Annotated in this window: 11 protein-coding genes; 1 reads left to right on the top strand and 10 read right to left on the bottom strand. The window is 59.9% G+C overall.

Annotated features, from left to right (window positions below; all coding sequences use genetic code 11):
• Positions 1-81: 81 nt before the first annotated feature.
• On the top strand, positions 82-1,707 hold the full coding sequence (gene pgi, locus PH605_RS01495) for a glucose-6-phosphate isomerase (protein WP_142844063.1): 1,626 nt from the start codon (positions 82-84) through the stop codon (positions 1,705-1,707).
• Positions 1,708-1,769: 62 nt separating this feature from the next.
• Here pgi and PH605_RS01490 read toward each other — a convergent pair whose 3' ends face one another.
• The 10 genes from PH605_RS01490 to PH605_RS01445 form a co-directional block, all read right to left on the bottom strand.
• Positions 1,770-2,498, bottom strand: a complete 729-nt coding sequence (locus PH605_RS01490) for an esterase family protein (protein ID WP_125145244.1) — start codon at positions 2,496-2,498, stop codon at positions 1,770-1,772.
• Positions 2,495-3,460 (bottom strand): acetylxylan esterase, encoded by a 966-nt coding sequence (locus PH605_RS01485; protein WP_142844064.1) that lies wholly within the window; start codon positions 3,458-3,460, stop codon positions 2,495-2,497. Before PH605_RS01485 ends, PH605_RS01490 begins: the two co-directional genes overlap by 4 nt.
• A gap of 124 nt (positions 3,461-3,584) precedes the next feature.
• Complete coding sequence (locus PH605_RS01480) at positions 3,585-4,511, bottom strand: carbohydrate kinase family protein (RefSeq protein ID WP_003520009.1); 927 nt, start codon at positions 4,509-4,511, stop codon at positions 3,585-3,587.
• A 100-nt stretch (positions 4,512-4,611) separates the two neighbouring features.
• Positions 4,612-5,310 (bottom strand): orotate phosphoribosyltransferase, encoded by a 699-nt coding sequence (locus PH605_RS01475; RefSeq protein WP_003520012.1) that lies wholly within the window; start codon positions 5,308-5,310, stop codon positions 4,612-4,614.
• Positions 5,311-5,474: 164 nt separating this feature from the next.
• Positions 5,475-6,512 (bottom strand): dihydroorotase, encoded by a 1,038-nt coding sequence (pyrC, locus tag PH605_RS01470; protein ID WP_142844065.1) that lies wholly within the window; start codon positions 6,510-6,512, stop codon positions 5,475-5,477.
• A gap of 111 nt (positions 6,513-6,623) precedes the next feature.
• Positions 6,624-7,661 (bottom strand): 4-hydroxyproline epimerase, encoded by a 1,038-nt coding sequence (locus PH605_RS01465; protein ID WP_142844066.1) that lies wholly within the window; start codon positions 7,659-7,661, stop codon positions 6,624-6,626.
• A gap of 129 nt (positions 7,662-7,790) precedes the next feature.
• Complete coding sequence (locus tag PH605_RS01460; RefSeq protein WP_142844277.1) at positions 7,791-9,113, bottom strand: alpha/beta hydrolase; 1,323 nt, start codon at positions 9,111-9,113, stop codon at positions 7,791-7,793.
• Positions 9,114-9,299: 186 nt separating this feature from the next.
• The gene (locus tag PH605_RS01455) at positions 9,300-10,796 is read right to left on the bottom strand and encodes an acetyl-CoA hydrolase/transferase family protein (RefSeq protein ID WP_142844067.1); all 1,497 of its coding nucleotides are present in this window, start codon (positions 10,794-10,796) and stop codon (positions 9,300-9,302) included.
• 291 nt (positions 10,797-11,087) lie between these two features.
• Entirely contained in the window at positions 11,088-11,888 is an 801-nt protein-coding gene (locus tag PH605_RS01450) for a phosphodiesterase (protein ID WP_142844068.1), read from the bottom strand.
• 66 nt (positions 11,889-11,954) lie between these two features.
• A complete protein-coding gene (locus PH605_RS01445; protein ID WP_142844069.1) occupies positions 11,955-13,247 on the bottom strand; it encodes an ABC transporter substrate-binding protein in 1,293 nt (430 codons plus the stop codon).
• Positions 13,248-13,265: the final 18 nt, after the last annotated feature.

Raw genomic sequence — 13,265 nt, 5'->3', positions numbered from 1 at the left:
TCTTTTATCAAAGTCGCCTTGATTTGGCCGCCTGAAAAAGAATAGTTTCCTCATCCTTCCACGGAAGCCGAGGAGCACAAGATGCAGGCCACCATCGAAAAACTGAAAGCAACGGCGAGCAGCACAGCCGCAACCGATCTTCGCGCCGCCTTTGCGGCCGACGACAAGAGATTCAGCCGTTTCAGCGCCAAATTCGATGACCTGCTGATGGACTATTCCAAATGCGCCGTGAATGAGGAGATCGTCACGCTTCTCGAACAGCTCGCACGCGAAGGTGGCGTCGAGGCCAAGCGCGAGGAGATGTTCTCGGGCAAGGCGATCAACTTCACCGAAGACCGCGCCGTGCTGCACACCGCACTGCGCAATCGCTCCAATACGCCGGTTCTCGTGGACGGCAAGGATGTGATGCCTGACGTGAACGCCGTTCTCACCGCCATGGGCAAGTTTGCCGAGGCGATCCGTTCCGGTTCGCTGAAGGGTGCGACCGGTAAGAAGATTACCGACGTCATCAATATCGGCATTGGCGGTTCCGACCTCGGCCCCGTGATGGCGACGCTGGCGCTTGCGCCTTTCCATGACGGCCCGCGTGCGCATTTCGTCTCGAACATCGATGGCGCCCATATCGCCGATACTCTGAAGCTTATCGACCCGGAAACCTCGCTGTTCATCGTCGCGTCGAAGACCTTCACCACCATCGAGACGATGACGAATGCCGCCACTGCGCGCCGCTTCATCGCCGAGAAACTGGGTGAGGCAGCTGTCAAGCATCACTTCGCCGCCGTTTCCACCGCGCTGGACAAGGTTGCCGCCTTCGGCATCGAAAGCGACCGCATCTTCGGTTTCTGGGACTGGGTTGGCGGACGTTATTCGATCTGGTCGGCCATCGGCCTGCCGCTGATGATCGCCATCGGGCCGGATAATTTCGGCAAGTTCCTGGATGGCGCGCATGCCATGGACAGGCACTTCCGCGAAGCGCCGATCCGTGAAAACCTGCCGATGCTGCTCGGCCTCATCGGCTTTTATAACCGCAACGTGCTGAATTATCCGACCCGGGCGATCCTGCCCTATGACCAGCGTCTGTCGCGTTTCCCGGCTTATCTGCAGCAGCTCGACATGGAATCGAACGGCAAGGGCGTCACTATCGACGGCACGCCCGTCGAAGGCCAGTCCGGCCCGGTCGTCTGGGGCGAGCCCGGCACCAATGGCCAGCACGCCTTCTACCAGCTCATCCACCAGGGCACGAGCGTCATTCCGGCCGAATTCATGATCGCCGCCAACGGTTTCGAGCCCGAACTGCGCCACCAGCACCAGCTTCTCATTGCCAATTGCCTGGCGCAATCGGAAGCGCTGATGAAGGGCCGCACGCTGGCTGAGGCAAAAGCCCAGCTCACCTCCAAGGGCATGGAAGACAAACTCGCCGATTTCATCGCGCCGCATCGTGTCTTCACCGGCAACCGCCCCTCCATCACCTTCGTTTACGACAAGCTGACGCCGTTCGCGCTTGGCCGTCTGATCGCGCTCTACGAGCACCGCGTTTTCGTCGAAGGCGTGCTGTTCCGCATCAACTCCTTCGACCAATGGGGCGTGGAGCTGGGCAAGGAACTGGCGACCGGCCTGCTGCCGGTCGTGGAAGGCAAGGAAAGCGCTGCCAGCCATGACAGCTCGACGCAGGGACTGGTGAAGGCGCTGGCCGGTCTGGCAGGCTGAGTGACGTTAGGACCGTAATCTAAAAAGCCGGAGACACCTCCGGCTTTTTTTATGCGGCGGCCTTAAATATAAAGCGCCGCCATCTTGCGCCACGCGCCCGCCCGGTGGGCGCGGCCATCCCAGACATGCATTTGATGCCCCACATGCTTCTCCGACAGAACCCGGCTCAGATGATGGTTGTTGCCCAGAAACGGGTCAGCATCGCCGATGGTGAAAACCATGTCGATGCGGCGCAGGTGTTCAAGCCGCCACGGGCATGCGAGGCCCGGCAGGAAATGGCTCGGCATGTGGAAATAGATATCGTCGTCGTAATAGCCATCGAACAGATCGCCGAAGAATTCCACCTTCATCGTCAGATCGTAACGGCCGGAAAAGGCGACGAGCTTGCGAAAAAGATGCGGGTGGCGAAAAACGAGACTGGCGGCCTGAAACGCACCCAGGCTGCAACCCTGCACGATCGTATCGCTATTAGGGTTTTTCTCGGCCATCAGTGGCAGCACTTCGTTCAGAATATACTCTTCGAAGGCGGCATGGCGGCGAATGCGATCGGCGGGATGATGCCCGGCCGCGTAGAAGGTCTCTCTGGCAAGCCCCTCTATGCAATAAAGCTGAAGGTGGCCCGCCTCCAGCTTGTCGGCCAGACTGCCGACAAGACCCAGTTCCTCATATTCGAAGAAACGCCCGTCGCGGGTGGGAAACATCAGCACCCTGGCGCCGGAATGTCCGAATATTAACAGCTCCATGTCGCGATGGAGCCTTTGACTATACCAGCGGAGATATTCGCGTTTCATGGCACCTTGAAAAACCGTCTGACCTTGTCCTTATGGACCGCATCTTGCGATGCGCTGTCAGGGTAATCGAAATGCCCGGCGTCGAGGATGAATATTTCATTAAATTTTGATTTCGGCAGCGCATTGGCCACCGCGAACTGGCAGGGCGGCGCGACCGCCGGATCGAAAAGCGCGGGTGCGACCAGCATCGGCACTTTTATGCGGGTGGCGGCACAGGCGGCATCGAACAGGCGCAGCGTCTCAAGCACATTGGCATGGGTCTTCTGATAGGTCTGAACCGCATCCGCACTGCCAACGGTCGGCAGCGTCAGCCAGAACGGCCGGTGTCCGAATGTCGGCACGACAAGATGACCACGGTCTATGCGCTCGTCGAAAGGGATGGCCAGTGCACCGATGCCGCCACCGAAACTGATGCCGCTATAACCCACCTGCCCTTCCAGCCACGGATAGAGGCTGATGAGTGTGGAAACGGCAACCCATAGATCGTCGACGCAGCCGCCGATGATGTAATCGTCTTTCCTGTCGATATTATAGAGAACATGAAGCGACGGGTCGGACGAGATCGGCGGACAAGCGCTCAGCGACAGCCCGCGAAAACAGGGAAACAGCACGGCCGTTTCTTCCACCGGCACGTCGAAATCGGGTTCCCCTCGCCCGCCATAACCATGGCCGACAACGAGGCCACGGCGCACCTGCCCTTCGCGCGGCAAAAGCAGCCACCCGCCGATGCGAAAACCGCCGGTGGAGGTGTAGGTCATATCGAGGACATGCCAGCGGGGGTCGGTGAGCCTGCTCTTGCGCAGCACCGGCCGGGGATCCGTGGCGAGCGCGCGGCGATAGCGCTTTTTCCAGAAATCATCAAAGCCCGGCGGCGCTTCGGGCGGGGTGATGGCCAGCAGCTGCTCGCGTTGCATGCCATAGGTCGGGTCAAAATCGAAAGGATGGGACTTGGGAGGGCTCATGCGATGCTTGTTTCGTGAAAAAACAGCGGACACAAGCTTCATAATATCGAAATAACGGTTTTTTACGGTTCTAAAGCCGCGAAGAGTGTTGAACCACCTTTTCAAAATGGTTCAACCGCGCTCATCACAAACCGATTTCATGCGCAAAGGGTGGATTCGCGCCGGCCCGCGAAACGGTGACAGCGGCCGCTTTCGCGCCGAGCGCCAGAGCCTTCCTGATCTGGTCTTCCGTCAGCGAGGCAACCTGCGCCTTGGTCAGCAGACCCTGCATTTTCAGCGAGGCAAGAATGCCGGCATCGAAGGTGTCACCCGCGCCGACAGTGTCGACCACTTCCACCCGCTCGGAGGCCACTTCAACCTTGAGATTGGCGCTATACCCCACCGCGCCCTTGGCGCCACGGGTGACGACGACGAGTTTCGCGCCGTGATGCAGCCAGTGGCGGGCAAGCGTATCCTCATCACCTTCCAGCCCGAACCAGGCAAGGTCCTCATCCGAGAATTTCACGATATCCGACATGGCCGCCATGCGGCGGATGCGGGCCATGTGGGACTGCTTGTCCTTGATGAAACCGGGGCGGATATTGGGATCGAGCGAGATGACACGGCTTTCGTGCTCGCGCGTCATCAGCGCCTCATAGGTGCTGCCGCAAGGCTCCGGGATAAGGCTGATCGCACCGAAATGCAGCGCCTCGCAATCGGCGCCCAGTGCCGGAAGCTCCGCTTCGGTGATCATCCGGCCGGCGGTGTTCTCGTCATAGAAGGCATAGGTCGCATGGCCATCCACCAGCTTCACGAAGGCGATGGTGGTCGGCCGCGAAAGGGTGGCGCAATAGCTGAAGTCGACATTGCTGGCGCGCAGGGTTTCCCGCAGGATATCGCCCATCATGTCATCGGAAAGACCCGTGAAGAAGGCGGATGGAACGCCGAGACGCCCAAGCGCAATCGCCGTGTTGAAGACCGCTCCGCCTGCATAGGGGGCAAAACCCGCCTCACCCAGCGTCGTCTGCCGGGGCAGCATGTCGATCAGGGCTTCACCACAACACAGGATCATTACGGTCCTCCTCAAAACAGCAAATCAAATGGACTTAAATCGATTTAGACGAAGATCGATCGGAAGGCCAGCCGCAAAACCGGGCTGGCCGCATCCGAAATTAAGATTGCGGCAATTCGCTGACACCGCCGCGTTTTGCCGACCATGGCAGCGGGTTATCGAGGAAGGCTTCGACCTCCGAGAGGGTCTTTTCGTCGAACAGTTTTTCAGCCCGGGCAACCGCCAGAACATCGCGCCAGGTGGTCAGGTAATGCAGCTTGACATTGCCATTGGCGAAGCGCGCTTCGGCCTCTTCGAAGATGCCGTAATAGAACAGCGCGATGCCGTGATCGACAATGCCGCCCGCCGCTCGGATGGCGTCGATGAAGGTGAACATCGAGCCGCCGGCCGTCGTCAGATCCTCGATGACAAGAACGCGGGCTCCCTCCGGCATATGGCCTTCGATCTGAGCGTTGCGGCCATGGCCTTTCGGCTTCTTGCGGCAATAGATCATCGGCAGGCCGAGGCGCTCGGCAAGGAAAGCGGCAAAGGGAATGCCCGCCGTTTCACCACCTGCCACACAGTCAAACTTCTCGAAACCGGCCTCGCGCATCACCGCCGCCGCCGCAAAATCCATCGCCGCCGAGCGGATGCGCGGGAAGGAGATGAGCTTGCGCATGTCGATGTAAACCGGGCTCTTCATGCCCGAAGCGAAGGTGTAGGGGCTTTCCGAATTAAAATGGACCGCCTTGATTTCCCACAACATCTTCGCAACCAGTTCCGCAACGACGGCGCGGTCAGTGAATGTGAAATGGTTCATAGGCGTTCTCCTTTTTCGGCCTTGGTTTATCGCTCCGAAAACCCGGATCGGTTTTCGGAAAGCACAACGTCTCGGTTCAGCATTGCAGGCATCCGCAGGCGGCGCCGAAGGGCGAATGCCTGGGGACCATAACAAAACCGCCGGCAGTGCCGGCGGTTAAAAAATCAACTCACATCCCAATGGAGCGGGAACATCGGATCGAACACGGTGACCGGCCCGGCGCCCGTCTCGATTTTTTCAGGAAAGGCCACCGCTTCCTCGCGCTTGACCAGCGTGATCGTCTCCTCGTTCGGGGCCAGCCCGTACCAGGCCGGGCCGTTAAGCGAAGCGAAGGCTTCCAGCCTTTCGAGGGCGTTTTCATCCTCGAAGACGTGGGCGAGACAGCTCATGGTGTTGATCGAGGTATAGATGCCGGCGCAGCCGCAGGCGCATTCCTTCAGCGGGTCCACATGCGGGGCGGAATCCGTGCCGAGGAAGAAGCGTGCATCGCCCGAAGTCGCGGCAGCCCGCAGCGCCAGCCGGTGTTCTTCGCGCTTGGCGACGGGCAGGCAATAATAATGCGGCTTGATACCGCCGACCAGGATGGCATTGCGGTTGATGATGAGGTGATGGGTGGTGATGGAGCCGGCGATGTTGGCCTTGGACGACTTGATATAGTCCACGCCGTCACGGGTGGTGATGTGCTCCATCGTTACCTTGAGTTCCGGCAGGCGCTGGCGCAGAGGCTCCAGAACCGTATCGATGAACACCTTCTCGCGGTCGAAAATATCGACTTCCGGCGTCGTGACCTCACCATGCACGCAGAGCGGCAGGCCGATCTTCGCCATGCGCTCCAGAACCGGCATGGCCTTGTTGAAATCGCGCACACCGCCGTGGGAATTGGTGGTCGCACCGGCCGGGTAGAGCTTTACGGCCGTGATGAGACCGCTTTTTTTGCCCTCTTCCACATCGTCGGCCTGCGTGTCCTCGGTGAGATAGAGGGTCATCAGCGGCTCGAAACGGTCACCCGCGGGAATGGCCTTGACGATGCGTTCGCGATAGGCGCGGGCATCGGCCGTGGTGACGACCGGCGGCACCAGGTTCGGCATGATGATGGCGCGGGCGAAATGGCGGCTCGTATCCCCGATCACCCCTTCCAGCATTGCCCCATCACGCAGGTGCAGGTGCCAGTCATCAGGGCGGCGCAGGGTGAGCGACTTCATCGGGATACCTCGGAGCATGATGGAATTGCGCCCGCTTAGCATCTTTTGTCGCGGGAAAACAGCCGCCCGACACGATCAGGCAGCCGTAAATGTCATTTTTTTAAAGCGCGCTCAGATGTTGCCCGCTTCCGGACCCCAGACATCGGTCATGGCGAAACCATCGGCCAGCGGATCAAAGGGATCGAGACCCACCTGATGCAGGCCGAAGGTGAAGCCGCGTCCGGCAATGGTGGGGATGACAGCCGGGCGGCCGGCCACCTCGGTGACGGTGGAAAGGCCGACATCGAATTCCGAACCGATGATCGAGCGGGATTTATACTCGTCTCCCACCTTCACCTTGCCGCGCGCATATAGCGTGGCGAGATTGGCCGAATTGCCGGTGCCACAGGGCGAGCGATCCGCCCGGCCCGGCCACATGGTGGTGCAGGTGCGGATGGAGCCATCCGCATCCACATCGCGGAACATGACATAGGCGACACCGGAAATGGCCGGGATTTCCGGATGAACGGCGGTCATTTCACGGTTGACCAGATCCTTCAGGATCATGCCCGCCGAGACCAGTTTGGCCGCATTGGCCTTTTCGATCGTCAGGCCGATCTGGCGGACATCGACGAGCGCATAAAAGATGCCGCCATAGGAAATATCCATCGTCACCCTGCCCCATTCGGGCGTGTCGATGCTGACATCCAGCTCATGCACGAAGGACGGCACCATGGTCAGCTTGACCTTTTCGCAACGACCGTCGTGGCAGGTAGCCGTTGCCTTGACCAGACCGGCGGCCGTTTCGAGGATGATGACGGTTTCCGGCTCCTGCATTTCCACCGTGCCGCTTTCCAGCAGCGCCGTCGTCGCGCAGATGGAATTGGAACCGGAGCTGGCATGCGCCTGATCCGGCTGGAGAATGACGAAAGCGGCGTGCGCATCCGGGTGCTTCGGCGGCAGGAGAAGATTGACCGACCCCATCGGCGTGCCGCGCGGCTCCAGTGTCAGAAAGCGACGAAGCGCCTCACCCTGCGGATCGGTATTCATCCAGTGAAGCTGTTCGGCCACCGTGTTACCGGGAATTTTCGGCGCGCCGCCGGTGACGACACGGCCGATTTCGCCTTCGCAATGGACATCGAGAAGCTGGAGGGTGCGTTTCCAACGCATGGGGGTCTACTCCGGAAGTTGGGTTATTGACCCGACCATACAGATAAAAATACAAGCTGTATACAAATCTGCGAAGGCGAGATGGTGAAAATCGCTTACGGTTTCACCATCTCGCTTTTGATCTTTGATCTATCGGTTACGGCACTCTGCGCGGTTTCGATTGGCGGTCGCCTCGCAATTCACTCTCGATGACTGAACAGCCTGATCGTCCACCACGGAACCCGCCGTATCGCCTACCGATCCGACGGTATTTTCCACGGAGCGGCCGAGCCGTTCCACCTGCCTGCCGTAATTTTCACGCGTGCGCGGATCGAAGACCGCAATGGGGGCGCTGACCACGACGCTGGCCGCCGTTCCGACGGTTTGCGCCGCCCCGATGCTGACAGCACCCAGCGCCTCCCCCAGACCGACATCGGAATCCGTTACCGTCTGCCCGGCGATAAGGCGGTCGCCGATAAGCCGGACAACCTCGGGGCTTTCGGCGAATTTTCCATGGTTCAGGCGGTCGCCGGATTGCAGCTTGGTCAAATCCAGAACGGTGATACCGGCTTTTTCAAGCTCGCTGCGATAGGGCTCGACGGATGGGTCGATCTGGCCGAGACGATCGACGTTGCCGGAAATGCGGCGTGACAGGCTGAGAGCGCGATCATCCTGCGAAACGAACAGAGTGAATTTCGGCGGCGTTTTGCCGAGGCTTGCGAATTGCCGGCTGAACACGTCGACATCGAGATCGGGTGCGGCGAGAATGACATTGCCGATCTTCGGATCGACACGGCCATTGCGAATGGCCATCTGGCGCAGCGCCTCCACCGCAAGCCAGGTGCCCATGGAATGGGCCATGACCGTGACCTCGCCGATGGACTTGTCCTTCGCGAGGCGGGTCAGCATCTCTTCCAGCGCATCGCGCGAGTAGTTGGTGCTTTCCTTGTCGTAATTATAGTCGAAAATGCTCGCCCGCGACGGCCAGGTGAAGACCACCGGCACGACATCCGTGCCGGAATCATGGACGATCTGGGCGAAGCGATAGACGGATTCTTCGTAACGGTTATTGAAACCATGCACGAAGACCAGCACGCGGCGGTCCTTCTGGATATGTTTGCCGATCCAGCTTCGTGTCTCGGCTTCGGAGCGAATGGGCTCCACCGCCACCGTTGTAAAATCCTTCAGCGGGTTCGGCGGCAGTTTCTTCGGCCATTGCACCTGCCCGACCTTGCGGTTGGCATTGGGCGGAATGGAAACCGTCACCGCATCCACCTTCAGACCCGTTCCACGCTCGCCGCCAAAAAGCACGGCGGCGTTTTCCGATGGCGCGCGGGTGGTGGCGACCAGAAGGTTGACCGGCGTGGTTCCCGCCACGGTCTGCCCCGTCGGCGTCATGACCCCAATCGGACGCCCCCCGCAGCCGGCGAGCAGGGCAACAATGGCGATCATGGCCACGAAGCGAATGGGCATCACGTTACTCTCCTACAACCCAGAGGCAGCCAGACAGCAGCCGGGGGAGAGGATTTTCTACCGGAGGCGGAACCGCCGCGCCAGCAACCACAGCACCGGAGCGGACAATTTCCGCCCCGGTGTGTCCAAACGGACCCAATAGCACGGCTGTCACACCGGCAACGGAGCGCCTTCTAAAATGCAGGCCTATTTCTGCGGCAGCATCGTGCCCCTTTCGCGCAGAGCCGCATGCCAGGATAGCGCTTCTTCGATGAGATGCGGCGTGTGCCCACCCCGCGCCGCCGCCCGCCGGTAATAATCCGTCAGCGCATCGCGATAATCAGGATGCACGCAGTTTGCGATGATGACCGCCGCGCGCTCGCGAGGCGCCAGCCCACGCAGATCGGCAAGCCCGATTTCGGTGACGAGAATATCGACATCATGTTCGGTATGATCGACATGGCTGACCATCGGCACGACACTTGAAATGGCCCCGCCCTTGGCGATCGATTTGGTGACGAAGATGGACATATAGGCGTTGCGGGCGAAATCCCCCGAGCCGCCGATGCCGTTCATCATATGGGTTCCGCCGACATGGGTGGAATTGACGTTTCCGTAGATATCGAATTCCAGCGCCGTGTTGATGCCGATGATGCCAAGGCGGCGGATGACTTCCGGGTGGTTGCTGACCTCCTGTGGCCGCAGGATAAGCCTGCTCTTATATTCCGCCAGTCGCGGCATCACCTGCTCGTTCATGGCGGAAGACAGCGTGATCGACGACCCCGAGGCGAAGGTGAGCTTGCCCGCATCAAACAGTTCGAAAGTCGAATCCTGCAGGACCTCCGAATACATTTTGAGATCGTGAAACGGCGTATCGATGAAACCGTGCATCACCGCATTGGCGATGGTGCCGATGCCGGCCTGAAGCGGCTGGAGTTCATGGGTCATGCGACCATGACGCACCTCGTTCAGCAGGAACTCGGTGAGATGGCCGGCAATCGCCTTGGTCTCGTCATCCGGCGGCAGCACCGTGGAGAAACTGTCGCTCTTGTCGCTCAGCACGATGGCGGCGATCTTTTCAGGCGGCACCGGAATAAACGGCAGGCCCACACGGCTGTCCGTCGCCACGACAGGGATGGGCATGCGGGTCGGGCGTTTGGCGGGAATGAAGATGTCGTGCAGCCCTTCCAGCACCTCGGGCTGCGACAGGTTGATCTCAACGATGACCTTGTCCGCCAGAATGGCGAAGCTTGCGGAATTGCCGACGGAGGTGGTGGGCACTATGCCGCCGTCTGCCGTAATCGCAACTGCTTCAACGATGGCGATATCGACGCCGTGGATCTGGCCGCCGCGCAATTGCTCGACCGTTTCGGAAAGGTGCTGGTCGATGAACATCACCTTGCCGTCATTGATCGCCCTGCGCAAAGCCGGATCGGACTGGAACGGCATGCGACGCGCCAGCATGCCCGCCTCCACCATGGTCTTGTCGAGATCGTTGCCGAGCGAGGCGCCGGTCATCAGGGTGATTTTCATGGGGTTCGTCTTGGCGCGCTCGGCCAGCGCCAGCGGCACCGCCTTCGCTTCGCCGGCGCGCGTAAAGCCGCTCATGCCCACCGTCATGCCGTCCTGAATGAGACTGGCGGCCTCTTCGGCGCTGACGATCCTGTTCAAGAGGGACGCGTTGCGGATACGCTTTTCAAGCATGCAATTCTCCATGATCTGTCATCACGATGGCACGGCATTCGGCTGGCCACCTTTCGGCGACTATGGCGTGCAGTTTCATCGATGAAACTGACATAGATCAAGGGTGCGCACGGAACCATGGTTCCGATGCATCACATCCCGTTCAACAAACCAGAAGTGGCGCATCGGCGCGACAGGCCACGGGGGTCTTCTCGCCACCGCAGCCTTGCAATCGTCAAAAATCTCTCCCTCACCACCGCCAACAGGCGACGAGGCGAAGGTCATTTCCGTGCAACACGGAAACGTCCGGTGTCAGGGGCCTTCGCAGACAGGCGCCTGACCGAGCACAACCTGCCCCACTTCCGCATCATAGGCACGCAGACCGAATGCGCCGAGGCTTATGACCCGGTAACAGGGATTACCGCCCGTCCACAGCGGATCGACAACATCGATATCGGTGATGAAACGGTGGGCGCAGGCCTGACCGGAACTGTAGGCGATGCCTTCGGCGGTCGTGCCTGCCATCGGCACATGGATATGGCCAAAAATGATATGACGTATACCGGCCGGATGAGCGGCGAGACGGCGCATGACAGCACCGTCATCATGCATGCCGATATGTTCGAAATGGCGGATGCCGCAATCCATCGGCGGGTGATGAATGAACACCGTCACCGGCAATTCGCCCGCGCTTTCCAGCGCACTCTCCAGCCATGCCAGACGATCCGCACCATATATGCCGCCGATCACATCGGCCTCGTGGCTGTCGAGAAACAGCAGCCGACCGAATTCGGTATCGATGAAGGACTGGATGTAGCCGTTATCGTCACGCGGCTGTTCCGGAAAAGCCGCGACGAATTCCGGGCGGCGGTCGTGATTGCCGAGCATCAACTGAACGGGGATCGAAACGGGCGCGAGGATATCGCGAAGCAGCTCATAGGCTTCCGGCTCGCCGTAATTGCAAAGATCACCCGTCATCACAAGAAGATCGGCGTCGGCATGTTTTTCGACAATATCGGCCACCGCCGCGCGCAGCTGCTTTTCCGGGTCGACGCCGTTTACAGCAATGCCGGGGGGTACGAGATGGGTGTCGGTGATCTGGATGATCTTCATAACAGGTCTTTCTGCGCAAAATGGCTGCGGGAACGGATTTCCCCGCAGCCTTTTCGATGGTTTTGCTTATTTCAGCAGGGCGTTGGTCTGCTCGACGATCTGCTTGAGACCGGCTTCCGGCGTTACTTCACCGCGCATGACGGTGCCAATGATGTCGCGCTGGGTTCGCCAGATGCGGACGGAATCGCCACCCGGATAACCGGCCCAGGGGAGCGAACGGTCAGCCTGAAGCGAAGCGGTCTTCACATTCGGGTTCTCGACATAATAAGGAGCGAGGAAGTCCGGGCCGGTTGCCAGCTTGTTGGTCGGCAGGTAGCCGGTGATGCGAACGATGGTGTTCTGTGCTTCCGGACCGGTGATCCACTTCAGGTATTTCCAGGCAGCATCCTGCTTGGCCTTATCCTGCGTCAGGATAACGGCAGAGTTGCCGCCGGTGGGCACGCCGCCCTTTTCCTTGTTGTCGAGCGGGAAGGTCGCGGTCTTCAGCTTGAAGCGGTCGCCGACCAGACCCTGGATCGTCTGAACATGGGCAGGCGTCGAGAAGATGAAACCGGTGAGGCCTGCACCGAACTGCTGGCGCGACTGATCCCAGTCGAGCAGGTTCTGGCCGCCTTCGGTGACGAACTGACGGGTCATCTTCAGGGCGTTGAGGCCGATCTCGTTATCGAAGCCAACGGTCTTGGCCTTCTCGTCAACGAGCTTGCCGCCCTGTTCGACGATGAGCGCCTGCCACAACCAGTCATCCGGCCAGCCGTTGATGTCGTAGCTCATGCCGGCGAACTTGGGATCGAGAGCCTTGATCTTCTTTGCGAGAGCAATGAGCTCCGCAAAGGTCGTCGGCATCTTGTCCGGATCGCCGCCAGCCTTGGTGACGAGGTCGGAGTTGATGTAGATGATCGGCGAGGACGCGTTGACCGGCAGACCATACTGCTTGCCGTCGATCTGGCCGAGGGCGGCCATCTTTGGGCTGTAGTTCTTGTCGAGGAAGGCCTGACCGCCTTCAGCCTGAATGAACGGGCCAAGATCGGTGATCTGGTTGCGCGGTGCGAGCGTGTGAACGAGTTCCGCCGTCAGGTTGTAGCCAGAGAAATAAACGTCCGGCAGATTGCCCGTGACAGCGGAACGCAGAACCTGCTGCTGGCCTTCATTATAACCGGCGGCTGGAGCGAGGAAGTTGATCTTTACGTCCGGGTTCTTCTTCATGAATTCATCGGCCAGCGGCTGATGGAACTTGGTGAAGCCCGGCAGGTTGTAAAGAACGTTGAGCGTGATTTCATTGGCCAGAACCGGCTGAGCGAGGCCCGCAAAAGCCATGCCGAGAGCCAGACCGCCTATCACAGCGCGTCGGTTGAGTTTCATGTCAGTCTCCAGAGAGGT

Origin of the sequence: Agrobacterium sp. CFBP 3001, from assembly GCF_027871605.1 — a bacterium.
GTDB classification, from domain to species: domain Bacteria; phylum Pseudomonadota; class Alphaproteobacteria; order Rhizobiales; family Rhizobiaceae; genus Agrobacterium; species Agrobacterium leguminum.
Note: the sequence above shows the minus strand (reverse complement) of the source record. Positions and strands in the feature narration are given on the sequence as shown.

What these genes read in the sequence shown, in the direction of transcription:
- pgi (WP_142844063.1), top strand. Translation starts at nt 82, where the DNA reads ATGCAGGCCACCATCGAAAAACTGAAAGCAACGGCGAGCAGCACAGCC.
- PH605_RS01490 (WP_125145244.1), bottom strand. Translation starts at nt 2,498, where the DNA reads ATGAAACGCGAATATCTCCGCTGGTATAGTCAAAGGCTCCATCGCGAC.
- PH605_RS01485 (WP_142844064.1), bottom strand. Translation starts at nt 3,460, where the DNA reads ATGAGCCCTCCCAAGTCCCATCCTTTCGATTTTGACCCGACCTATGGC.
- PH605_RS01480 (WP_003520009.1), bottom strand. Translation starts at nt 4,511, where the DNA reads ATGATCCTGTGTTGTGGTGAAGCCCTGATCGACATGCTGCCCCGGCAG.
- PH605_RS01475 (WP_003520012.1), bottom strand. Translation starts at nt 5,310, where the DNA reads ATGAACCATTTCACATTCACTGACCGCGCCGTCGTTGCGGAACTGGTT.
- pyrC (WP_142844065.1), bottom strand. Translation starts at nt 6,512, where the DNA reads ATGAAGTCGCTCACCCTGCGCCGCCCTGATGACTGGCACCTGCACCTG.
- PH605_RS01465 (WP_142844066.1), bottom strand. Translation starts at nt 7,661, where the DNA reads ATGCGTTGGAAACGCACCCTCCAGCTTCTCGATGTCCATTGCGAAGGC.
- PH605_RS01460 (WP_142844277.1), bottom strand. Translation starts at nt 9,113, where the DNA reads ATGCCCATTCGCTTCGTGGCCATGATCGCCATTGTTGCCCTGCTCGCC.
- PH605_RS01455 (WP_142844067.1), bottom strand. Translation starts at nt 10,796, where the DNA reads ATGCTTGAAAAGCGTATCCGCAACGCGTCCCTCTTGAACAGGATCGTC.
- PH605_RS01450 (WP_142844068.1), bottom strand. Translation starts at nt 11,888, where the DNA reads ATGAAGATCATCCAGATCACCGACACCCATCTCGTACCCCCCGGCATT.
- PH605_RS01445 (WP_142844069.1), bottom strand. Translation starts at nt 13,247, where the DNA reads ATGAAACTCAACCGACGCGCTGTGATAGGCGGTCTGGCTCTCGGCATG.